This window comes from Methylobacter luteus IMV-B-3098, assembly GCF_000427625.1.
GTDB lineage: Bacteria > Pseudomonadota > Gammaproteobacteria > Methylococcales > Methylomonadaceae > Methylobacter > Methylobacter luteus.
In genome coordinates this window covers 1,315,347-1,336,738 of record NZ_KE386569.1, presented here as the reverse complement: position 1 = coordinate 1,336,738, position 21,392 = coordinate 1,315,347, and the positions used below count along the sequence as shown (strand labels likewise).

General features: G+C 53.0%; 21 protein-coding genes, 1 tRNA gene and 2 riboswitches. Of the genes, 14 read left to right on the top strand and 8 right to left on the bottom strand.

The genetic code is table 11. The features are described 5' to 3' along the window. Position 1: 1 nt before the first annotated feature. From METLU_RS0108055 to METLU_RS0108035, 5 genes are read right to left on the bottom strand one after another with little or no spacing between them, the layout of a single operon-like run. On the bottom strand, positions 2-1,306 hold the full coding sequence (locus METLU_RS0108055) for a dicarboxylate/amino acid:cation symporter (RefSeq protein ID WP_027157774.1): 1,305 nt from the start codon (positions 1,304-1,306) through the stop codon (positions 2-4). Next, positions 1,296-1,976: a (5-formylfuran-3-yl)methyl phosphate synthase gene (locus METLU_RS0108050; protein ID WP_027157773.1), complete on the bottom strand. Its 681-nt coding sequence runs from the start codon at positions 1,974-1,976 to the stop codon at positions 1,296-1,298. The genes METLU_RS0108055 and METLU_RS0108050 overlap by 11 nt, the downstream gene beginning before the upstream one ends. After that, entirely contained in the window at positions 1,973-2,605 is a 633-nt protein-coding gene (locus tag METLU_RS0108045) for a DUF447 domain-containing protein (RefSeq protein ID WP_027157772.1), read from the bottom strand. The genes METLU_RS0108050 and METLU_RS0108045 overlap by 4 nt, the downstream gene beginning before the upstream one ends. Continuing rightward, positions 2,605-3,993 (bottom strand): DUF6513 domain-containing protein, encoded by a 1,389-nt coding sequence (locus METLU_RS0108040; protein ID WP_027157771.1) that lies wholly within the window; start codon positions 3,991-3,993, stop codon positions 2,605-2,607. Before METLU_RS0108040 ends, METLU_RS0108045 begins: the two co-directional genes overlap by 1 nt. Then, on the bottom strand, positions 3,990-4,526 hold the full coding sequence (locus METLU_RS0108035; protein WP_027157770.1) for a flavoprotein: 537 nt from the start codon (positions 4,524-4,526) through the stop codon (positions 3,990-3,992). The genes METLU_RS0108040 and METLU_RS0108035 overlap by 4 nt, the downstream gene beginning before the upstream one ends. Positions 4,527-4,614: 88 nt before the next feature. Between METLU_RS0108035 and folP the strand changes: the two genes are divergently transcribed. The 3 genes from folP to METLU_RS0108020 all read left to right on the top strand — a co-directional run bounded on the left by folP (position 4,615) and on the right by METLU_RS0108020 (position 6,998). Beyond that, positions 4,615-5,445, top strand: a complete 831-nt coding sequence (gene folP / locus METLU_RS0108030; RefSeq protein ID WP_027157769.1) for a dihydropteroate synthase — start codon at positions 4,615-4,617, stop codon at positions 5,443-5,445. 611 nt (positions 5,446-6,056) lie between these two features. Further along, the gene (locus tag METLU_RS0108025; RefSeq protein WP_027157768.1) at positions 6,057-6,821 is read left to right on the top strand and encodes a methyltransferase domain-containing protein; all 765 of its coding nucleotides are present in this window, start codon (positions 6,057-6,059) and stop codon (positions 6,819-6,821) included. Positions 6,822-6,922: 101 nt separating this feature from the next. Further along, positions 6,923-6,998: transfer RNA gene (locus METLU_RS0108020), tRNA-Val, on the top strand. 67 nt (positions 6,999-7,065) lie between these two features. Here the strand turns inward: METLU_RS0108020 and METLU_RS0108015 are convergent. Then, on the bottom strand, positions 7,066-7,719 hold the full coding sequence (locus METLU_RS0108015; RefSeq protein ID WP_027157767.1) for an SOS response-associated peptidase: 654 nt from the start codon (positions 7,717-7,719) through the stop codon (positions 7,066-7,068). A gap of 2 nt (positions 7,720-7,721) precedes the next feature. On the opposite strand from METLU_RS0108015, the gene METLU_RS0108010 reads away from it, so the two are divergent. Genes METLU_RS0108010 through def form a run of 4 tightly spaced genes read left to right on the top strand, consistent with a single transcriptional unit; the run spans position 7,722 to position 11,930 of the window. After that, on the top strand, positions 7,722-8,627 hold the full coding sequence (locus tag METLU_RS0108010) for a 1-aminocyclopropane-1-carboxylate deaminase/D-cysteine desulfhydrase (protein WP_027157766.1): 906 nt from the start codon (positions 7,722-7,724) through the stop codon (positions 8,625-8,627). Then, positions 8,624-9,283 (top strand): class I SAM-dependent methyltransferase, encoded by a 660-nt coding sequence (locus METLU_RS0108005; RefSeq protein ID WP_027157765.1) that lies wholly within the window; start codon positions 8,624-8,626, stop codon positions 9,281-9,283. The genes METLU_RS0108010 and METLU_RS0108005 overlap by 4 nt, the downstream gene beginning before the upstream one ends. 22 nt (positions 9,284-9,305) lie before the next feature. After that, entirely contained in the window at positions 9,306-11,396 is a 2,091-nt protein-coding gene (gene ppk1, locus METLU_RS0108000; RefSeq protein ID WP_027157764.1) for a polyphosphate kinase 1, read from the top strand. Between the two features lie 12 nt (positions 11,397-11,408). Beyond that, entirely contained in the window at positions 11,409-11,930 is a 522-nt protein-coding gene (gene def, locus METLU_RS0107995) for a peptide deformylase (RefSeq protein ID WP_027157763.1), read from the top strand. 43 nt (positions 11,931-11,973) lie between these two features. Here the strand turns inward: def and METLU_RS0107990 are convergent, their stop codons facing one another. Continuing rightward, a complete protein-coding gene (locus METLU_RS0107990; RefSeq protein WP_027157762.1) occupies positions 11,974-12,825 on the bottom strand; it encodes a hypothetical protein in 852 nt (283 codons plus the stop codon). Between the two features lie 139 nt (positions 12,826-12,964). After that, a riboswitch (cobalamin riboswitch) is annotated at positions 12,965-13,173 on the top strand. 252 nt (positions 13,174-13,425) lie between these two features. Here METLU_RS0107990 and METLU_RS0107980 point away from each other — a divergent pair. Next, the gene (locus METLU_RS0107980; RefSeq protein WP_051299825.1) at positions 13,426-15,537 is read left to right on the top strand and encodes a TonB-dependent receptor; all 2,112 of its coding nucleotides are present in this window, start codon (positions 13,426-13,428) and stop codon (positions 15,535-15,537) included. A 299-nt stretch (positions 15,538-15,836) separates the two neighbouring features. Here METLU_RS0107980 and METLU_RS27240 read toward each other — a convergent pair. After that, positions 15,837-16,626, bottom strand: a protein-coding gene (locus METLU_RS27240; RefSeq protein WP_155920497.1) for an IS5 family transposase whose coding sequence is annotated in 2 segments (ribosomal slippage) — positions 15,837-16,365 and positions 16,364-16,626 — 792 coding nt in all. Because the reading frame shifts where the segments join, the coding sequence is not laid out codon by codon here. 125 nt (positions 16,627-16,751) lie between these two features. Beyond that, positions 16,752-16,969: riboswitch (cobalamin riboswitch) on the top strand. A gap of 110 nt (positions 16,970-17,079) precedes the next feature. Here METLU_RS27240 and METLU_RS0107965 point away from each other — a divergent pair. Genes METLU_RS0107965 through METLU_RS0107940 form a run of 6 tightly spaced genes read left to right on the top strand, consistent with a single transcriptional unit; the run spans position 17,080 to position 21,391 of the window. Further along, the gene (locus METLU_RS0107965; protein WP_027157759.1) at positions 17,080-17,259 is read left to right on the top strand and encodes a CbtB domain-containing protein; all 180 of its coding nucleotides are present in this window, start codon (positions 17,080-17,082) and stop codon (positions 17,257-17,259) included. A gap of 7 nt (positions 17,260-17,266) precedes the next feature. Beyond that, complete coding sequence (locus METLU_RS0107960; protein WP_027157758.1) at positions 17,267-17,950, top strand: CbtA family protein; 684 nt, start codon at positions 17,267-17,269, stop codon at positions 17,948-17,950. Continuing rightward, on the top strand, positions 17,947-18,756 hold the full coding sequence (gene cobM, locus METLU_RS0107955; protein WP_036242941.1) for a precorrin-4 C(11)-methyltransferase: 810 nt from the start codon (positions 17,947-17,949) through the stop codon (positions 18,754-18,756). The genes METLU_RS0107960 and cobM overlap by 4 nt, the downstream gene beginning before the upstream one ends. Positions 18,757-18,764: 8 nt before the next feature. Then, positions 18,765-19,601: a sirohydrochlorin chelatase gene (locus tag METLU_RS0107950; RefSeq protein WP_027157756.1), complete on the top strand. Its 837-nt coding sequence runs from the start codon at positions 18,765-18,767 to the stop codon at positions 19,599-19,601. A gap of 12 nt (positions 19,602-19,613) precedes the next feature. Then, positions 19,614-20,282, top strand: coding sequence for a precorrin-8X methylmutase (locus tag METLU_RS0107945; RefSeq protein ID WP_027157755.1), 669 nt, complete (start codon positions 19,614-19,616; stop codon positions 20,280-20,282). Positions 20,283-20,290: 8 nt separating this feature from the next. After that, entirely contained in the window at positions 20,291-21,391 is a 1,101-nt protein-coding gene (locus METLU_RS0107940; protein WP_027157754.1) for a cobalt-precorrin-5B (C(1))-methyltransferase, read from the top strand. Position 21,392: the final 1 nt, after the last annotated feature.

Sequence of the window (21,392 nt, the reverse complement as noted above, 5' to 3'; positions counted from 1 at the left end):
TTCATGGCTGCGTCTTTTTATGAGGGAGCTCAATCTCCGCGATAACGCCGGCTTCAGGGTCATTGAAAACCTTTTCATCAAACGCATTTTCCCCTCGCGCGATAATGCAGGTGACTAGCGCATCGCCGGTGATATTGACCACCGTGCGCAGCATGTCCAGAATTCGGTCCACGCCCATGATCAAACCGATGCCTTCCACAGGCAGCCCGACCTGATTCAACACCATGGCCAGCATGACGAGGCCGACGCCGGGCACGCCGGCTGTGCCGATCGACGCCAATGTCGCCATACCGATCACAGTCACATACTGGCTCAGGCTCAGATCGATGGCATAGACATTGGCGATAAACACGGTCGCGACGCCTTGCATGATCGCCGTGCCATCCATGTTGATGGTCGCGCCCAAAGGGATTGTAAACGCGGCAATGGCATTGTTGACGCCGAGGCGCTTTTCGACGACCTGAAGGTTAACCGGGATCGTGGCATTGGAACTGGCCGTGCTGAACGCAAAAATGTGCGCGGAACGCATTTTTCGGATAAACACCAGAGGATTCAGTTTGGCCATCAAGATCATCAGCAGACTGAAAGTGCCTAAGAAGTGCAGCAGCAGGCAAAAGACGACCGCCGAGAAATAGCCGATCATCGGCATGATCAGGCCGATGCCCTGTTCGGAAAAGGTCCTGGCCATCAGGAAAAACACGCCGACCGGGGCGAAATCCATGACCAGCGTCACGACCTTCATCATGACTTCATTCATTTTCTCGGCCGACTGAGCTAATTGCCGGCCTGTATCGCCGGTCATCAGCATGGCGATGGCAAACACGATGACGAAGAAAATGATTTGCAGCATATTGCCTTCGGCAAAAGCCTGAACGGGATTGCCTGGCACGATATTGATCAATACATCCGTGACAGGCGGCGCCGATGGCGGCGTGAAGTCTGACAAGGGATGCGCATTGGCAAAATCCTTACCGGGGCCGATCAAGGCCGCGACGCTGAGCGCCAGCGTAATCGCAATCGATGTGGTCAGAATGAAAAGAGCCAGTGCTTTAAGACCCACGCGGCCCAGCACGCTGACATCGCCGATGCCGCAGACGCCGCAAATCAGCGAAAAAGTGACCAGCGGCACGACCAGCATTTTCAAGGCATTGACGAATGCGGCGCCAACCACATAAAACAGGCCGTCGACCAGATAAGTCTGGATAAAAACGGCATCCTTGCCGAAGGCGTTGATCAGGCTGCCCGTCAGCAGCCCGATCACCATTGCGATCAGGATCTTGGTCGTGATAGTGGTTTTAGGCGGCATCGACAATGGCCTGTCTGATACGGGCAATCGCCTCTGTGTCCAATTGCGCGGTACGGTTATATTGTTGGCATAATGCGCCCCTGAAGCCCAGGTAATCGGGTTGGTAAGGCATCAAACCGGCGATATCCGCCAGTCTGAGAGAGCCGGCAAGCCCGCACAGCAATTGACAGGCTTTAGTTTGCGCGACAAATTGTCCGATAATGGTTTCGTCCATGACTTGCACCAATGAGCCTTTTTGCTTGTCCATGGTATCGAGCATGGCACCCTTGAAGCCGGCATTTTTCAGTGCAGCAATAATGGAAAGGTCGGGTTGAGCATCAGCGAATAATACCGCGATCAAGGCGTGTTGCCTGGTTAGTGCCGACAATTTGGCTACGGTTCCGGTCCAGTCACCGCCGGGAAAAAAGCCGATCTTTATGTAATCGACGCCCGTTTCAGCCATGGCTTTGACAGCCTCGAAAACAAGTTCGGGCTGCATGGGTAAATCGCCGACCGTCGCACTGACAGGGCAGCGGTGGTCGATGGCGGTCACGATTTGCCTGACGACCCCGGTCTCCAAAGCGCCCAGAGCGCCTTGTTCGGGTTGTTTCAGATCAATAATGTCTACCTGTGCGCCCAACACCAGGGCGGCTTCGTCCAGGCTGTTGACGCTGGCAAGCATTCCGGTCATTCATCCACCTCCTTTTTATGCGCATCAATAATGTCCATCAACCAGCCCCAGGCTTCCAGTTCCCGGTCGCCGGCGGTTTTTTCAAGGCCGATGCGCAGATAGTCTATTTCGGATTCAATTTTTTCCAGCGGAAGCCTATGCAGACGGCTGATCAGGATCGCCGCTTCCAGCACCGAAAACTGGGCACGGTTGAAGCCCTGAAATGGCGAGTGATTGACTCTATGGATAACTTTGCAGAACAGTTTCGGCCGGACCGGATCCTCTTCCACGCGCACCAATTCAACTTCGGCATGGGCCAATGTCGCCGTCAGTACCTGGCCGTTGATTTTCTCGGCCGGCTTCAACGGCCAGTCGCGCCGCCCGGTCAGGCAACCGGCGAAAATACGCACGTCATCGCAATAGTTGATTACGGCGGTCCGGCTGGACAGCAGGTTGTCGAGCGTCGTTGATGGACGGAAAGGCAGGATGATCAATTCATCGGCTGGTGTGCCTGTTGCCCTAGTGGCCGCGCCCGTTCCCGACGGGCTTGCGGTATACACACCATCTCTGGCGATAACATGTATGCCCATGGGCGCGATATGCGCTGCCCCCGAGCTGTTTACGGTAGTGACTATGGTTTCTTGGATCATTATTTTTTTTGCAAGGTGGTGCCTGCCGGCTTGAAGGTGTGCAGGTCGACAGTGGGTTCCGTCGTGTTGGCGGCGCAGCCCCAGGTCAAGGACTGATCCTGAGTGAAGCGCTTGCCGAGCAGCCAGGCGATTTCGGCGCGCGCCAGTTCGACGCCCAGGTAAAAGGCGTGGCCGCCGTCGTTCTCAACCTGCAGTTTGGGATACAGATCGAACGGATCGGTCGCGCTGTGAAAGCCGTCGCGGTTGAAAATATGCAGTCCTTCGGCGCTGATCTGGATGCGGAAACTGGGGTCTCGGATTTGCGAGGCCAGTTCCTTGATTTCTTCCAGTTGGTACGGGAATGGCGATATCTCATGCAGGGCCATCAAACCCGGATCGATATGTTTGGGCAGCATATTGTGCTCTTTGGCCGCAAACATGATGCGGCGCGCCAGATCGGCTTCCTTGACGGCCCGGCAGGCATGCTTGCTGACTTCGGTAGCCAGAATGCTGTTGATATTGAGTTCCGAGCAAATGCCCAGCAGCAGGGCATTCATGCCCATGGTGTCGGCATGCGTCAGCTCGGTAATGTTGCCGACGCCGAGCATCATTTCGATATCGGGATAATTTTTCCTGACTTCATGATAGCGCACGATCGAAGCCGTAAAACCGAAGTGCAGGGGATCCAGAATGGGATCGACGATAAAGGCGCGGTTTTTGGCCTGCATGCCTTGAATGGCCCGGTCCAGTGAAGCCAGATCTTCATGTTTTTTGGGGATCAGAATCGGTGTTGATTCCACTTCGTCGGCGATCCAAAGGCTGCTCTCGTGCAGGCTGAGTAGATAGTCCGCGCCGGCCTTGCCGCCCCTGAGCAAATCGTCGTTTTCGAGCGAGTCGATGCTGACCGTGAAGCCTTCCTGTTTCAACGTGCCGATGATGTCTTCCATGTGCGGGAAATCGGTGCTCGGCAGGCAGCCTATGTCGATCACATCGGCGCCGTTTTGTTTATAGTAATAAGCGCGTCTGACAACTTCTTCAACGGTGATATTTGGCGCATCGGTGATTTCGGCGAAGATTTTGACGCTGTAGCGGCCTAAATCGATCTTGTGCGCCGCCTGGCCGAAAAACTGCGGCAAATCCTTCAATTCTTCCGGCCCGCGTTCCACCGGAATGCCCAAATTCTTTGATAACGTGTCCAGATCGCCGCGGCAGCGCCCCGGCACGAGAATGCGGTCGGCGCCGAACGTATCGGTCAGGCGCCGGGCTATCATGTCTGCGGTCATCAGGGCGGCGACTTTAAGGCCCAGTTCATGCACCGTGTAGGTGAAGGCCGGCTGCATTTTTCCGAGGATCGCGTGCAGCTGTTTTTCCGCCAGCCTGCCGGTCAGAAAGAGTATGTGTTCGCTCATTTTAGGGTCTTAAGCCGTTCATTCACTTTGATGATTAGTTCGTCGACATTGTCAACGACCGTCGTGTATTCAAATGTGCGCAGTTTCTCGGTGGCTTCCAGATCGATCCTGCGCGGATAAACCATGACTTTTCCGCCCGGCGCCGTCGTCTCCATTTCCGGCGCGGTATCGCAAGGATAGACAATGCTGGGCACTCTGCATTTCCCGGCCTGCGCATATAAATTGGTCACGAGCGAATCGGCGATCCCCAGCACGCATTTGGCAACCGTGTTAGACGTAGCCGGCGCCATTACGAAGGTATGATAATGACCCTTGTAAAAATGCCCGACCGGCGGCGCCGAGGCGGCTTTATCGCGATACACCGGCATTTTCGCGCGGATATCACTCAGATCGATGCCGTACATTTTAAGCACTTCCTCGCCGGCCTGGCTGATATACAAGTCGACATCATCCAGGGTCAGGAGGAAATCCAGGCACTCTTCTATGTAATGGCCGGAGCCGGTAATGGCCCAGGCTAAACGTGGTTTAATCATTATTCAGGGTCGAAAGGATTTCGTTATAATCAATGACTTTTTTATTATACCTGAATAAACACACAGCAATGCGCACAGGAGATCAAGCATGTTCGGCCATATCGACAAACCGCTGATTATGGGGATTTTGAATGTCACGCCGGACAGTTTTTCCGACGGCGGCCAGTATTCGGACGTCGATGCCGCTGTCCGGCAGGCGCGGCGCATGCTGGACGAAGGCGCCGATATTATCGACATAGGCGGCGAATCGACCCGGCCGGGTTCCGAACCGGTTGCCGCCGATGCACAGATACAGCGTGTGGTGCCGGTGATTGCCGCGATCAGGCGACAGGTATCGGCCGATATTCCGATCAGTATCGATACGACCTTGAGTGCCGTCGCCAGAGCGGCGCTTGAGGCCGGCGCCGACATCATCAACGATATTTCGGCAGGCCGTGATGATGAGGCTATCCTGGCGCTGGCCGCCGAAACCGATGCGCCGATTATCTTGATGCACAGCCAGGGCACGCCGAAAACCATGCAGGATAATCCTTATTACGACGATGTCGTGCAGGATGTGCTGGCCGCGCTATATCAGCAAATTGATGCGGCATTAAAGGCCGGCATTAAAAAGAAAAGAATAGCCATCGATCCGGGCATCGGATTCGGCAAACGCAAGCAGGACAATCTCGATCTGCTGGCGCATCTTGATGCGTTCGTGGCTGCAGGCTATCCTGTCTTGCTGGGCACCAGCCGCAAGCGTTTCATGGGCACCATCTGCGATGTATCGGAACCGTCCGAGCTGGTGATCGCCACTGCCGTGACCACGGCTTTAGGCATCATGGCGGGCGTGCAGATGTTTCGCGTGCATGATGTCAGGGAAAACCGGCAGGCGGCGGATGTGGCGTGGGCGATCAAGCAGAGCAGGCAGAGCCTGTAATCTGCCGCGTACTCTACCTTAAACAGTCAAGAGCCAGGGGTCGCTCTCTTCGCGCTGTTCCTGCATGAACAGAAAATCAACAATCTTTGTTGCTTTTCCAACAAACGACTGCCATTCGATAACCTGAAAGCGTTGATAAAACTGAAGATAGAACTTGGCAAGATTATTGCTGTATTAATAATGTAAGTCACGTCATGATGCGTTACTGTAGCAGGAAGCTGTTCGTAAGCAGCGGTTGTTACCAGATTGAATAGCCAATGAGTATTTTTCAGGATACGAAAAAGTACCCATCATGAAAACCGTGACTCCAGTTTTAGACGCATGGAGAAACATCGCTAGAGTTTTTTGCAGTAGATTACTTCCTTCCTGGTGAAGAACAAGCGGGTCCTGTTTGTTCTACTTTTTACCTGCCTTCGGGCAGGTTTTTTTTATCTTGAATCAACATCAGTTACAATGTGAGTCTTCGCAGGACAGCAAGTCCGGTAGGGTACGCATAGCGCACCATTTTGGGCTTGATTCACTAAAAACGTTTTAAAAATGGTGCGCGATACCCTCCGCGGAATAAATGCGTATCCTGCTTCTGATCATACTTCCTCTGACTTCCCCATCGAATGAAACCGCAACAAGACCGAAATTTTGACTCCCTGATCAAAAAGTTTGAGCAGAGAATCTATGACACGCATAAAGGCGACTGGCGGCTTAAGCTGGTCAAGGAAGATCTTGACAGCTTTTACCGGCATGAACCGCTGACGGTATGGGACGCCGGTTGCGGGTTTGCACAGATCAGTCTGTGGTTTGCAGAACAGGGACATAGGCTGACGCTGTGCGATTTGTCGGAAAAAATGCTGGCGCGCGCGGAGCGTCAATTTGCCGAGGCCGGTTTATCGGCGCAGTTTCATCATGCCGCCGCGCAAACGCTGGCGCCGCAATTGCCCCAGTTTGATCTGGTGCTGTTTCATGCCGTGCTGGAATGGCTGGCCGATCCCATGCCGTCTTTACAGACAATAGCCAATCAGGTCAAGCCGGGAGGTTCGCTGTCGCTGTTGTTTTATAATCGAAATGCCATGATTTATACCAATGCCCTGAAAGGTGAATGGCGCTGGAAACATCTGCTCGATGACAGCTATATGGGCAAGGGCAAGAATCTGACGCCGCCCAATCCGCAATATCCCCATGAGGTTATCGATCAGCTTCGGCAATGGGGCTTTGCCGTAACGGCCCATACCGGCATTCGCGTGTTTCATGATTACCTGACTCGTGCCGTTCGGGAGCAAAGTGATCTGGATGAGCTGTTTGAGCTGGAATACCGCCATTGCCGGATGCCGACTTATCGCGAGATGGGGCGCTATATTCATCTGGTCGCGCGGCGGGATTGATTTTCAGGCAATATTTTAAAAAATATTTTAATTGAGTGTTATATCCTCATAAACAGGCTTGCTTTTTATTTTTCGTTGTGTAAAATGCCGGGCTCTAAGTCGGGTGCTTAGCTCAGCTGGGAGAGCATCGCCCTTACAAGGCGAGGGTCGGGGGTTCGAACCCCTCAGCACCCACCAGACTTTAAAGCTTCCTTATCGGTTAGAAGTTTTTACTTCGAAACCGGCATTCTTACGAATAAATCCTTCAAGATAAACAGCCCGCATCGTTATGCACCGGATTGTTAACGCGATTGCTGACCGGCGTCAGCAGCATATCGCGGTAAGCGGCTGACTGATCAAAAGACAAGACATCAACCGCTTCGGTTTTTTTATCCAGCCAGCTGGCGTACTGTTCGGGCCTGATGACGACAGGCATGCGGTCGTGGATCGATGCGATTTTAGCGTCGGCCGCTGTCGTGACAATGGCACAGGAATAGATCGTTTCCGTCTCATTTTTCCAGTGCTCCCAAAGTCCTGCAAAAGCAAACAAATGGTTATCCGGATAATGGATATGATAAGGATGCTTGCCCGATTCGGTGCGCTGCCATTCATAAAAACCGGTTGCCGGAATCAGGCAGCGGCGCTTCCTGTAGGCCGATCTGAACGATGGTTTTTCTATCAGCGTTTCGGCCCGGGCATTGATCAATCGATTGCCGATGCCGCGGTCCTTGGACCAGGAGGGAATCAATCCCCAATGCAGGTAGGCGGCTTTGTTGCTGCCGTCTTCAAGTTGAACGATATTGAGAATTTTTTGTCCTGGCGGAATGTTATAGTCAGGTTGATAATTAGCCAGACGCCGCAGGCTGAAATGTTCAATAATCTGCTGCTCTGATGCGATCAATACAAAACGTCCACACATAAATGCACCCGGAACTGATTCAACTGGAAAAAACCTTCGACAAGTCCATTCTATCAAGGATTCAAGATCCGATGCTTGACCATTACGGAATCGAGCTATGGGTCAAGCGCGACGATTTGCTGCATCCGGTCATCTCCGGCAATAAATGGCGCAAGCTCAAATATATTCTGGACCATGCCTTGTCGCTAGGCGCGCATACGCTTATCAGTATGGGCGGGGCCTATTCCAATCATCTGCATGCGCTGGCTTATGTGGGGCGAGAATTGGGATTGAAAACGACAGGGCTTATTCGCGGCGAACAACCGGACACGTTAAACCCGACTCTGGTCGATATGCGGAATTGGGGCATGGAGCTGAAATTTGTCTCGCGTTCCGATTACAGAGATCTCCGGCATTATAAAGACTGGCAGGATTTGCCCGGCATCAAATCCCGGCAATACTGGCTGCCCGAAGGCGGGGCGCAGACTTTGGCCTTAAAAGGCGTGGCGGAACTGGTTCGGGAAATTGATATGCCTTACGATATGCTTTGTGTGCCATGCGGCACCGGCACGACGCTGGCCGGCATCATTGAAGCCGTTCCGGAGAGTGTATCGGTCATGGGTTTTGCGGCGTTAAAGAACGCAGGTTTTTTAACGGCCGATGTCGAATCGTTGCTGAGCCGCCCTTACGCTAACTGGCAAATCAATCCGGATTACCACTTCGGCGGTTTCGCGCAAGTCAATGCCGAATTGATGGCCTTTATAGAGGCTTTCGAGCTAAAAACGCATGTTCCGCTGGAGCCTGTCTATACCGGCAAAATGCTGTACGGGCTTTACGATTTGATAGCCCAAGGCTGTTTCAAGCCCGGGCAGCGTATTATTGCCGTCCATACCGGCGGCCTGCAGGGGAAAAGGGGATTCGACCAATGAAAAGAGTATTGGAACCGGAATTGATGGAAGATGAAGCGCAGGTCAAGGCCTATGCCGAAGCGGACTTTGAAGTGCCGCACAGCCAGTTCATAGAGCGCCTGCAAGCCTTCGTTAACGAACCTGATTTCAGCGGTACGGCGTTGGATTTAGGCTGCGGGCCCGGTGATATCAGTTGCCGTTTTGCCAGGGCTTATCCTTTGGCCAGGGTGCATGCTGTCGACGGTTCGGCTGCCATGATAAATTATGGTAAGTTATTGATAGATGATGCATTGAAGCCGCGCATAAGTTTTATTCAGGGTTTATTGCCTCATGTAAGCTTGCCGCAAGCCAGCTATGGCATTATTTTCAGCAATAGCTTGCTGCATCATTTGCCTGATCCCATGGTGCTTTGGGACGTCATTAAAAGATTTGCGGTACCGGGTACACAGATAGTCATTATGGATTTATTACGCCCGGCCAGCATTGACGAGGCACAAACGATGGTGCGCACCTATGCGGCTGATGAGCCTGATATCCTCAAACGGGATTTTTATCAATCTTTACTGGCGGCGTTTCGCATGGAAGAAATCGCCGGACAAATAGCACAAGCTGGTCTGGATCTGAAAATCGAGCAAATCAGCGACCGACATGTTTTTATCACGGGTATCGCATCCTGACAGCTTAAGGTGTAGTTAAAAAATGGACATAAATGAAACAGACGACATAATAGATCTTCATAAACCTGAGCTGTATATCAATCGCGAGTTGAGTTTGCTGGAGTTTAACAAGCGGGTCCTGGCGCAGGCAAAGGATGAAAATGTGCCGTTGCTGGAGCGGCTCAATTATCTGTGCATCTCCTGTTCCAATCTGGATGAGTTTTTCGAGGTCAGGGTGGCCAGTGTTCTGCAGATGGCGACTATGGACCCCAAGGCGATAGGGCCGGATGGCTTGACGCCGCATGAACAGCTGGAGCAGATTTCGATCAATGCCCATCAGCTGGTTGATGAGCAATATAACGTTCTTAATGAAATTCTGATCCCGAATCTCAAAGAGCAAAATATCCGCTTTATCCGCCGCAGCAAATGGACTGAAGCGCAGCACAAATGGCTGGAAAATTATTTTAATGATGAACTGCTGCCGATTTTGACGCCCGTCGGCCTCGATTCGGCGCACCCTTTTCCGCGCATACTCAACAAAAGTTTAAATTTCATTATTTCCCTGACCGGCAAGGATGCCTTCGGCCGCAATAGCGGCAGGGCAATTTTACAGGCGCCCCGCGCATTGCCGCGCCTTGTGCAATTGCCAGCTGAGGAGACAGGCAGCGGACCGGCTGATTTTGTGTTTTTGTCGTCGATCATTCACGCCTTCGTGGGCGACCTGTTCAACGGCATGACCGTTAAGGGCTGTTACCAGTTCCGTGTGACGCGTAATAGCGACTTTTTCGTTGATGATGATGCGATAGACGATTTATTGCTGGCTGTCGAAGGCGAACTGGCCATGCGCAATTACGGCGATGAAGTGCGTCTGGAAATTGATGCCAATTGTCCGGATGAAACCGTTAATTTTTTACTGGGCCGCTTCGACATGACTCGCGACCGTCTGTATCTGGTGCATGGTCCGGTCAATCTGAACAGGGTACAGGAAATTATTGATCTGGTGGACAGACCCGATCTCAAGTTCGCGCCTTTTAAGCCTTCCGTTCCGCCGCAACTGGCCCGCAACAAGGACATATTCGCGGCAATCAAGCGCCATGATATCCTGCTGCATCATCCGTTCGAATCGTTCTCGCCGGTTGTCGAATTTCTGCGGCAGGCGGCCGTCGATCCGGATGTGTTGGCGATTAAGCAGACGCTGTATCGCACCGGCGCGGACTCGCCCATCGTCAGCGCCCTGGTCAAAGCGGCCAAAGCCGGCAAGGAAGTGACCGTCGTTATCGAGTTGCGCGCACGCTTCGATGAGAAAGCCAATATCAACCTGGCATCCAAACTGCAGGAAGCGGCCGTGCATGTGGTTTATGGCGTGGTTGGTTATAAAACGCATGCAAAGATGTGCCTGGTGCTAAGAAGGGAAGGCAGCCAGTTGTGCAATTATGTGCATCTGGGCACCGGTAACTATCATCCTAAAACAGCGCAGATTTATACCGATTACGGTCTGTTTTCCTGTAATAAGGAATTAGGCGAGGATGTCCGGCGCGTATTTGCCCAATTGACCAGCTTAGGTAAAGTGACCAAGTTGAATAAATTGCTGCAATCGCCGTTTACTTTGCACAGCGGGCTGATCGACAAAATCGAACGCGAAATACGCCATGCCAAAAACGGCAAGCCGGCAAAAATCATCATCAAGGTAAACGCCATCGTTGAAGAGCAATGTATTCAGGCTCTTTACCGCGCTTCGCAGGCCGGGGTTGTCGTCAAGTTGATCGTTCGGGGAGTTTGCTGTCTAAGGCCGGGTATCTCCGGGGTTTCTGAAAACATAGAAGTACGATCCATCATCGGACGTTTTCTGGAGCATGGCCGCGTGTACGCATTTGGAAACGACGGTAATCAGGAGGTTTACACCTCCAGCGCCGATTTAATGAATCGCAATATGTTCCGCCGTGTTGAAATCCTTTTTCCTATCGAAAACAAAAGGCTGCATAACCGGATTTTGCATGATCTGGATTTGTATCTGCAGGATAATACCCAGGCCTGGGTTCTGCAGTCCGACGGCAGCTATCAGCGGCTCACGCAGACCGCCGATGAGGAACCGGTACAGGCCCAGACCATGCTCCTGAACGAATTGCTGGCTTAAGAGGTGACGACCATGCGCGAGATTGCCCAGTTGGGTGCCGAGGTTTTAAGAAAAAAGGCGGAAACGGTTGCGGATGTGCATGCCGTTGAAGTCCGGCGGATAATCGCCGATATGCAGAGCACGTTGGCCGGTACTCAGGGGGTCGGCATTGCCGCGCCCCAGATCAGCGAATCAAAACGGATCATGATTGTGGCATCGCGGCCCACGCCTCGCTATCCCCATGCGCCGCGGATGGAGCCGACGGTCATGATCAACCCTGAATTTGAAGTCTTGTCGGACCACAAAGAAAAAGACTGGGAAGGCTGTTTAAGCATTCCGGGCATACGCGCGCTGGTGCCGAGGCATCGGGAGATCCTGATCCGTTATACCGATCAGCAGGGGGACTCGGTGGAATTGAAACTGGACGGTTTCGTTGCCCGGATTTTTCAGCATGAGTATGATCATCTGGAGGGCAGGGTGTATCTGGACAGCGTTGAGGATAACCGGGATATTTTTTCCGAAAGTGAATATTTCAAACTGATGGGAGTCCGTTGAGTATGGTTTGGAACCGCCTATCAGGCGTGCACGCTTGTATTCATTAGTGATCAGTCAACAGGAAAATTGCACCCAATATCAGTATTTGTAAGGGAAATGTTGCAATATCAAAGACAAGTGCGAGCGGTTCCTTATAACTGATACCCTTGACGCGCACTCTCTGAGGTTCTGGAGAAAACATTAATCTGTTGGGCTCGCTTTTCAGTCCGGACACAGAAACGAAAGCCATCATAGTGATATTGCCTCCGCTTGCCGTTGTGTCGCTTAAGTATGGCCTGGATTTTTTGATCTGATATACCGCATGTTGTATCGATTTGTCTTTGGCATGTAGGGAAAGAAAATCCTGCTGTAGCTCAGGACATGCACCGATGGGAAATCCATCATCATTTGTCATATCAGAGTTTGTATTGCAGGATGTGAAATTGAATGTCATAACCGGAACTGTCGGTCTTTTAGACGGGGTTTTGCAGCCGGAGTGAATGTGATTACTCGGTATCCTTATATATTCACCATAAGTTTCATCGCCTACTAAATGCTTAAAATTAGCACTGGTAATCTCATGCGATTCACCGGGCCTAACCGATATATCGAAAGACAAAGATTTACGTTCCTGGGTTGCTGTGTTAAAGCCCGTAAAGCAGATAGTCAATAAATTATCTTGAATCAGAAAGGCGTTGATATTCTGTATTGAATCATATTGCCAGTAATTTTCTTGATTCTGCTTACCTAAAGCGACAAACAATGAAGCGCAACCATTGAGCCCGATCAGGATGCATGCTGGTAACATCAAACTCTTGGCATGTCGATGGCTAATTGTGGCGGCCTGCAAATATAAATCGCAGGATCTGCAAACAGCCATTTTTTCGACCCGGATTAATTGCCAATAGGCCGGCATTGTTTCATGCGGTGGCAACCTGTGACTAATGAGGCGTTACATGGACAGCGCCATGACATGGATAAGTTGCCGAGAATTGTCATTGCTTTTGACATCAAGCATTACGCCGGAAATTTGCTTTATCTCGGTTACCTCTTATAATTGCCGCCTGCTTTCAGGTTCTGTCAGGTTTTTTACCTGACGATTAAACGGGAAGTCGGTCAGGTCATGCCAAAGCCGACGCTGCCCCCGCAACGGTAGATAAGTAAAAGAATCGTTAAAAATGCCACTGTGCCATGCATGGGAAGGTGACGATTCAGGCTTCCGCCACTTATAAGCCCGGAGACCGGCCCGAAAGTTTGATTCGATGCAGCGGAGGGCTGCCAGCGAAAATGACAGTGCAGCTTCGCGTTTGCGTCATCTCTCATTTTTCTTTAGTCCTCTGTTGTGTACTACAACCTTTATGCGCGGGCGGCGCAGAGGACCAACATGCAAGAGCCTATCTTCGGCAGCTTATCACTTACTGGTATTGCTACCCGGTTACATACGCAGGAAACACCCAAAAATCTCCACGATAGGATGGTTGTCTTGTCCAGTTTGAAAATCAGGACATGAGTTGCCATGCGTATTACAAAACAAAACTCTAAAATCTGCCTGGCTATAGGTGGATCGTTGGGCCTGAGCTGCGCCATGGTTAACGCCGATTCTCAACCTGTGGAACTAAAAGAAATGGTCGTCGAAGCCGGGCGAGAAAATGATCTTATTGGTACGACTGGCTCAGCGTCGCAGGGCGAAGTCCGCCAGGCACAACTCGAATACCGCCCGATGTCCCGTAACGGCGAACTCATGGAAGTAGTACCTGGGGCGTTAGCCAACCAGCATAGTGGTTCCGGCAAAGCCAATCAGTATTTCCTGCGCGGCTTCAATCTCGATCACGGCACGGATTTTACGACCTACGTCGACGGCATTCCCATGAACATGCCTACCCATGCCCATGGACAGGGTTATATGGACATTAACAGCGTCATCCCGGAATTGGTAAAGAAGATTGATTACGGCAAAGGCCCGTATTATGCGGAAATCGGCGATTTTTCCTCAGCCGGTTATTCGAAAATGTTCTCGATGGACCAATTGCCTGCAGGCCTGTTGAAGTTCACCGGCGGCGAATTCGGTTATTACCGTGCTTTAGTCGCTAATTCCAACCAAGTCGGCAGCGGCGATTTACTATACGCTGGCGAGTTCAATTTCTATAACGGCGTCTGGCAGCAACCGGAGGATACAAAAAAAATTAACGGCCTGCTGCGTTACACGCTTGATAAAGGCAACTGGGGATTATCGGTTAACGGTAAGGGTTATACCAATAGCTGGACGGCAACCAACCAGATCCCTCAAGCCTTAATTGATAACGGCACGCTCGACCTTTACGGCACTATGGATCCCACGGATGGCGGCAAAACCAACCGCTACAGTTTTTCAACTAATCTCTGGAACAAAGGCGATAACTGGAAAAACGAGGCCAATATCTATGCGCTGTACTACGATGTGGATTTATTCTCCAATTTTACCGGCTATTTGGACGATCCGGTCAACGGTGACCAAATTCACCAGTTTGAACATCGGGTACAGACGGGTGGCAATATCGAACATACCCGCTACAGCCAGCTGGCCGGTTTTGACATGGACAACACCGTGGGGTTCCAGCTTCGCCATGATGAAATCATGGGCATAGGTTTGGATCACACTGTCGGTCGGCACTATCTCAGTACAGTCAGCCACAGCAAGGTCAGTGAAACCACTGCCGGGATTTATCTCAAGAACCAGACCTATTGGCATGAAAAAGTGCGTACCATTGCTGGTTTAAGAGGAGATTTTATCCATGACGATGTCACAGTGCTCGACACGGCTACGCATGATCCTCATGTCAAGGCGGCAAATTCGGGCAGTCGAGGGCAAGCGCTGGTCAGCCCGAAGCTAAGCCTGGTCATCGGCCCCTGGTACAAGACTGAATACTTTATCAATGGTGGTTTCGGCTATCATTCCAACGATGCGCGTGGTACGACGCTGCAATTCGATCCCAATACCGGTACAGCACTAGATAGCAGTGCCGCCAGGATCTCGCCTCTAGCGCAGTCCCGCGGCGCTGAAACAGGCATTCGCAGCAACGTTATCAAAGGCTTGAACAGCACCCTGGCATTCTGGTGGCTGGAGAGCGATCAGGAGCTGGTGTTTGCGGGCGATGCCGGTACCACTGAAGTCAAAGGGAAATCCCGTCGATACGGCGTTGAATGGATCAATGACTATAAGCCGACCGATTGGCTGACGCTGGATGCGGACTTTGCCTTTAGTTCGGCACGGTATGTGGCGATGCCAGAGGGTGAAACCAACAACTATGTCCCAAACTCCGTCGGCACAGTTATCTCAACGGGCGCTACAGTGGTTGCTCCTAGCGGGTTGTTCGGCACGGTACGGTTGCGCCACTTTGATGACATGCCGCTGGATTCCTCCGGTGCATTCTGGTCCGGCTCGACCAGCATCGTCAATTTAGGGGCGGGCTTCCAGCAAAAAAGATATAAACTGGAAGTCGATATTTTCAATATTTTCGATTCGACCGCCAACGATATTGCTTACGCTTATCAATATGCCTATCCTGCTGGTGCTTCGCCGCAGACGGGTATTCTGAAACATCCAGTTGAACCACGCATGGCTCGGGCAACTGTCACGATCCCTTTCTAACGAAAGCTTAATGAAGAGTCAGACGTTTGACATAACAACACTCACAGGAATGTCTCTTAATTAGATCGGGAATAGCTATTCAATAATTCCTGTATTAGCTCATCGCCAGTGTCCGCTTTGCCTATACAGAAACCGGGCAAAGCATTCAACTCTGTCATTTTTCACCTACCCTATAACTTTTACTTTTATTCAAGAGTTTGATAATACGTTAGTTTACATGCACTGCGCCTATCAGGAAGTGATCTGAGACCAGAATTTCATTGGTGCCTATAAGTTGTCGGCATGGGCTTAGAGCTTGTTCAATATCTCCGTAGCAACAGCGCCAGGAAGGCCAGATTAACGAACTGTAAGCTGGTATTGAGCAAGCGCTCAGTGTTCTTCCATAATCTTCGGCACTTCTCCAGCCAGGCAAACGAACGCTCTACTACCCAGCGTTGCGGAATGACAGCGAAGGTATGAAGCTCATGGCGTTTGGCCACCTGCACCGAAGCGCCAAGCAGACTCTGAACAGCTTCGGCGAAGGGTTGGCCACTATAGCCGCCATCGACCAGCAGCGAAGTGACCTCAGTTAAGTCTTTCCAGTTCTGTTCAATGGTTTTTAGCGCCCCTTGGCGATCACTGACGTCCGCCGTGGTGATGGCAATTGCATGGGGTAACCCTTGCGTGTCGACAAAAATATGTCGCTTGATACCTGAAACCTTTTTGCCGGCATCATAACCTTTGCTGCGTGCGCAGTCGGTGTTTTTGACACTCTGTGCATCAACGATGCAGAAACTCGTCCTGGCGTTGCGCCCCTGTCTGGTACGGGCCTCGCCAACCTGATTTTTTTAATGCCTGCTCCAGCAGGCTGGTTCCACCTTCAGGTTTCTCGCTCCATAACGAAAAATAATGATGGACCGTGCGCCATTTCGGAAAGTCGCTCGGCAGCATGCGCCACTGGCAGCCGCTCTTCAGCAAGTACAGAATGGCACAGAACACTTCACACAAGTCCACTGTACGAGGTCGGGTTTTCTTGCGAGCATTTTCTAGCAGAGCTCTGATCGGTTCAAATTGTTCGCGACTGATGTCGCTGGGGTACACTTTTCTCATGCCCTCATTATCTATCATACTCAGCAGATATTGAACAGGCTCTTAGGCGTTTCGAGATAACAAATGCAGCCCAGCTTCAACAGTAAAAGTAAGGGGTACATTCAATTAACGCTCCAATTAGTTTATACTGGACTGAATGATTAGGTGCCTTGGTGCGCGGTTTGTGCGCCAGGGTGAAACGGGAAGTCCGGTGCGTTGAGCGTTTATCCTCAGTCAAAGCCGGCGCAGCCCCCGCTGCTGTAAGCCTGATGAATCGTTCATATGCCACTGCGCGGTTAGTGTGGGAAGGCGGATGATTCAGATGACGGCAAGCCAGAAGACCGGCCTGGTCATATGAAGGATACCGACTCCGGAGGGGAGCCGTATGCCAGTCTGCAGCTATGGCTGTATTTGCGCATCCGTGTTTCTCTATGGCAGTCGACTCCAGCCCCTTACCTTATCAGGAGACCCGACATGCTCGTTGAAACCCATTCCAGACACGCTTCCGGCTTAACCGCTGCACGCCTGATTCCTGCCTTGTCTGCTATTGCGCTGGGCTTTGCACTGTTGCTGATCATCGGCTTTGCCCCAATGACCGAAGTGCATAACGCCACGCACGACACCCGTCACGCAACCGGCTTTCCTTGCCACTAGCACCGTCATGTTCAAGCACATCATGTTCTCCGCTGCGCTGGCCGGCACCATGGCCGCACTACTGCTATCCCTGTTACAGATTTTTTGGGTGACGCCGTTGATTCTGCAGGCGGAAACCTATGAAGCGGCTGCTGAAGCAGTCTTTCATGAGCCTACCGCCGGCCATGCCCACGATGAAGCGGCCTGGCAACCGGAAGACGGCTGGCAGAGAACACTCTCGACGACCGGCAGCAATGTCGTAATGGCCGTCGGTTTTGCGCTTATGCTGACTGGGCTGTACGCTTTGCGCAAGCCAACAGGCATATGGCAGGGCCTGGCCTGGGGGCTCGCCGGCTATGCGGTATTTTTCGCCGCTCCGGCCATAGGCCTGCCACCGGATTTGCCGGGTACGACAGCGGCAGCGCTGATGCCCAGGCAATACTGGTGGCTGGGTACGGCGCTGGCTACGGCGGGCGGGCTTGGGCTGATTTTTCTACAAAGCCGCTGGCCGTTAAGGATGACCGGCCTACTGCTGTTGCTGATACCCCATCTGCTTGGCGCACCGCAGCCTGAGACAGCTGAAAGCCTGGCGCCGGCGTTGTTGCAGAATCAGTTCCGCTGGGCCAGTGCGCTCAGTAATGCGGTGTTCTGGATGGTGTTGGGCGTGCTGTCGGCACTGATATTTAACCGTTTGCAAGACAAAAGCGAATGACTCTTTCTAATAAAACCAAAGCCATCAACGGCCAAGTCTGGTTCGTCGGCGCAGGTCCCGGCGACCCGGAACTGATCACCGTAAAAGGCCAGCGCTTACTGCAGCAGGCCGGCGCCGTGCTCTATGCCGGCTCCCTGGTCAACGAGGCCGCTACTTTATACGCTCCTGCCTCCTGCCTGATCCGCGACTCGAAGGATATGACTCTGGAAGAGATTACCGGCTGGTTGATAGAACAGGCGGGGCAGCATAAAACCGTGGTGCGGCTTCAGACTGGAGACCCCGGGCTTTATGGCGCACTGGTCGAGATGGCGCGGCCGCTCGATGCAGCGGGCATACCCTGGGCTGTAGTGCCGGGCGTGTCTTCGGCCATGGCATCGGCTGCCGCGGCCGGCGAAACGCTGACGCTGCCCGAGATAACGCAAACCGTGATCTTCACCCGCGTGGCCGGGCGCACGCCCATGCCTGCAGGCGAGGATCTGGAATCTCTGGCTTCGCATCACACCACTTTGTGCATTTTTCTATCCATAACGCTGCTGTCGGACGTGCAACAGGCTTTGCTTGCCGCAGGCTGGGCCGAAGATGCGTCGATTCTGGTGGTGCAAAAAGCCAGTTGGCCGAACGAAGAAAAGATCGTTCGAGGAACGCTTAAAGATATTCGCGAAAAGTGTCGCGCCGAGAAAATCAACAGCCAAGCGATGATCATCGCCAGCCCGGCATTGGGCGCTCGCCATTGGCCCGAAATTCGCCATTCAAAACTCTACGATGCCGGATTTTCGCACCGTTTCCGCAAGGCCATCAAATCATGAGACAGAAAATGAATAAGCAAACCATTTTATTGATTGGGCATGGCTCGCGCGAACTGTCCGGCAATCTCGAAGTCGAAGCCTTCGCCGAGCAATGGCGAGCCCGCCAGCCGGAACGGCGCATAGAAGTCTGCTTTATCGAGTTTGCGGACGTGCTGATTCACGAAGGTTTGGATCGCGCGGCCCAACACAGCGGCCAAGTTGTTGTGGTACCGTTGATCCTCAATGCTGCTGGCCACGTCAAGATGGAGATACCCGAGCATATCGAACATGCCCGCCTGCGGCATCCAGAGGTTGAGTTTATTTATTGCCGCCATCTGGGCGCCAGCGAGGACGTTCTGGCTATTCTCAAGCGTAACCTGCGTAAAGCCCTGGCGAGCCTGGACATGCCAGATCCACGCAATACCGGGGTTATTCTGCTGGGTCGCGGCTCGTCCGACCGTGTCGCTAACGGTGAAGTGGCTAAAATGGCCCGCTGGCTGTACGAGGATGGCGAGCATCCGATGGTGGACATTGCCTTTACCGGCATCACCCATCCACGTCTGGAATCGACGGTGCAGCGTCAGGTTAAGCTGGACATGCGGCAGATTGTGGTGCTGCCGTATTACCTATTCACCGGCACGTTGATCGAGCGCATCCATCGACAGATAGCGCGCTTGCAAACTCAGTATCCGCATATCCACTTTGCCCAGGCCGATTATCTGGGATTTGAGGACGAAATTTTCGCTGTGCTGGAACAGCGCATCGAGGAGGCCACTCATAGGCAATCCCCTGCCATGATGGAATGCGATGGCTGCAAATACCGCGAATTCGCCGCTGATCACGGTCATAGCCATCATCACGCCTAAGCAGGTTATCTTATGAATAATATCGTTACCGAACAACTTACCGACGCAGGCCGCCAGATCGAGCACGACTCGTTTGCGATCGTCGACCACGAAGCCGGGCCGCACCGCTACAGCGAGCAGCAATGGCAGGTGGTGCGGCGCATCATCCACGCCTCGGCGGATTTTGAATTCAACGGCCTGACCCGTTTTCATTCGGATGCGGTGGCCGCCGGTTTACAGGCCATCAGCCAAGGTGCGCCTATCGTCGCCGATGTGGAAATGATTTGTGTGGGCTTGTCCAAGCCACGCCTAGATCATTTTGGCGTCGTCACGCATCAGTTCATCGCCGATGAGGATGTGATTGCTCAGGCCAAAACCGAAAACAGCACCCGTGCCGTGCAGGCCATGCGCAAGGCGCAGCGGCTGAATTTGCTGGATGGCGGCATCATCGCGATCGGCAATGCGCCGACTGCGCTACTGGAAGTGGTACGCATGATCAACGACGGGCAGATCAAACCCGCCCTAGTGATCGGCATGCCGGTGGGCTTCGTCTCGGCCGCCGAATCCAAAGCGGTACTGAGCGAGATAGACAAGGTGCCCTGGATTGTCATTGACGGCCGCAAAGGGGGCTCTACCTTGGTAGTGGCGGCGATTCACGCCTTGCTGGCGCTGGCCGAAGCGAAGCAAAAAGCGTCCGGCTGATCTGGCGAATGGAAAAAAAAGCCAAAGGCACTCGCAAAGGCTACACCACCGGCGCCTGTTCCGCGGCAGCCGCACGGGCGGCGGTATTAGGCCTGGTGGACGGTACCGTGCCTGAGACGGTCGATTGTGACCTGCCCAACGGCCAGCAAGTACGCTTTGCCGTCTGTAACGGATATTGTGATCGCGATGCCGCGCACGCTGTCGTCATCAAGGATGCCGGCGATGATCCTGATGTCACTGACAAAGCGCCATTGACCGCCGAGGTGCGGCTGTTGCCGGAGGCGCCCGGGGCGGTAGTGCTGAAAGGCGGCGAAGGCGTCGGCACGATCACTATGCAGGGCCTGGGGCTGGAGGTAGGTGGGCCGGCCATCAATCCGGTGCCACGGCGCAACATCGAAGCCAATGTGCGCAGTGCAGCAGGCGCCTTGCTGGAGCGATCAGGAATTGAAGTGACCATTTCCGTGCCAGGCGGCGAAGACATGGCGAAAAAAACGCTCAATTACCGCCTCGGCATTATCGGCGGCATTTCCATCCTCGGCACTACCGGTATCGTTCACCCCTATTCCACGGCGGCGTTTCGGGCTAGCGTGATTCAGGGCATTGAAGTGGCCGCCAGCCAGGATCAGGATACCGTGGTGTTGACTACCGGCGGGCGTACGGAGAAATTCACCATGCAGGAGCTTCCCGAACTGGCGCCAGCCTGCTTCGTGCAGATGGGCGACTTTCTCAAGTACGCGCTGGACACTGTGGTCGAATGCGGCATTCGCAAGGTCGTGATCGGCGGCATGGTCGGCAAGTTGACCAAGATTGCCCAGGGCGAAACCATCACGCACGCCAACCGCAGCGCGGTAGATACCGAGTTGCTGGCGGAACTTGCCTCCGAAATCGGGGCGCCGGCTGACATCTGCGACGACATCAGGCAGTCGGAAATGGCCCGCTATGCCAGCGAGCGTATGGAAGAGCTGGGCTTGATTACCGAATTTTACACGGCCCTGGGTCGGCGGGTTATCGCCACCTTGAGCCAGCGCTACACCGGCAAATTCCGCCTGCGGGTGCTGATGTGCGATTTTGACGGCAAAAAACTGGCCGAAGTTGAAGGAGATGTTTGAG

What these genes read in the sequence shown, in the direction of transcription:
- METLU_RS0107950 (WP_027157756.1), top strand. Translation starts at nt 18,765, where the DNA reads ATGAATAAGCAAACCATTTTATTGATTGGGCATGGCTCGCGCGAACTG.
- METLU_RS0108050 (WP_027157773.1), bottom strand. Translation starts at nt 1,976, where the DNA reads ATGACCGGAATGCTTGCCAGCGTCAACAGCCTGGACGAAGCCGCCCTG.
- METLU_RS0107965 (WP_027157759.1), top strand. Translation starts at nt 17,080, where the DNA reads ATGCTCGTTGAAACCCATTCCAGACACGCTTCCGGCTTAACCGCTGCA.
- METLU_RS0107960 (WP_027157758.1), top strand. Translation starts at nt 17,267, where the DNA reads ATGTTCAAGCACATCATGTTCTCCGCTGCGCTGGCCGGCACCATGGCC.
- METLU_RS0107945 (WP_027157755.1), top strand. Translation starts at nt 19,614, where the DNA reads ATGAATAATATCGTTACCGAACAACTTACCGACGCAGGCCGCCAGATC.
- METLU_RS0107980 (WP_051299825.1), top strand. Translation starts at nt 13,426, where the DNA reads ATGCGTATTACAAAACAAAACTCTAAAATCTGCCTGGCTATAGGTGGA.
- METLU_RS0108005 (WP_027157765.1), top strand. Translation starts at nt 8,624, where the DNA reads ATGAAAAGAGTATTGGAACCGGAATTGATGGAAGATGAAGCGCAGGTC.
- cobM (WP_036242941.1), top strand. Translation starts at nt 17,947, where the DNA reads ATGACTCTTTCTAATAAAACCAAAGCCATCAACGGCCAAGTCTGGTTC.
- METLU_RS0107990 (WP_027157762.1), bottom strand. Translation starts at nt 12,825, where the DNA reads ATGCCGGCCTATTGGCAATTAATCCGGGTCGAAAAAATGGCTGTTTGC.
- METLU_RS0108015 (WP_027157767.1), bottom strand. Translation starts at nt 7,719, where the DNA reads ATGTGTGGACGTTTTGTATTGATCGCATCAGAGCAGCAGATTATTGAA.
- METLU_RS0108025 (WP_027157768.1), top strand. Translation starts at nt 6,057, where the DNA reads ATGAAACCGCAACAAGACCGAAATTTTGACTCCCTGATCAAAAAGTTT.
- METLU_RS0108045 (WP_027157772.1), bottom strand. Translation starts at nt 2,605, where the DNA reads ATGATCCAAGAAACCATAGTCACTACCGTAAACAGCTCGGGGGCAGCG.
- def (WP_027157763.1), top strand. Translation starts at nt 11,409, where the DNA reads ATGCGCGAGATTGCCCAGTTGGGTGCCGAGGTTTTAAGAAAAAAGGCG.
- METLU_RS0108040 (WP_027157771.1), bottom strand. Translation starts at nt 3,993, where the DNA reads ATGAGCGAACACATACTCTTTCTGACCGGCAGGCTGGCGGAAAAACAG.
- METLU_RS0108055 (WP_027157774.1), bottom strand. Translation starts at nt 1,306, where the DNA reads ATGCCGCCTAAAACCACTATCACGACCAAGATCCTGATCGCAATGGTG.
- ppk1 (WP_027157764.1), top strand. Translation starts at nt 9,306, where the DNA reads ATGGACATAAATGAAACAGACGACATAATAGATCTTCATAAACCTGAG.
- METLU_RS0108010 (WP_027157766.1), top strand. Translation starts at nt 7,722, where the DNA reads ATGCACCCGGAACTGATTCAACTGGAAAAAACCTTCGACAAGTCCATT.
- METLU_RS0108035 (WP_027157770.1), bottom strand. Translation starts at nt 4,526, where the DNA reads ATGATTAAACCACGTTTAGCCTGGGCCATTACCGGCTCCGGCCATTAC.
- METLU_RS0107940 (WP_027157754.1), top strand. Translation starts at nt 20,291, where the DNA reads ATGGAAAAAAAAGCCAAAGGCACTCGCAAAGGCTACACCACCGGCGCC.
- folP (WP_027157769.1), top strand. Translation starts at nt 4,615, where the DNA reads ATGTTCGGCCATATCGACAAACCGCTGATTATGGGGATTTTGAATGTC.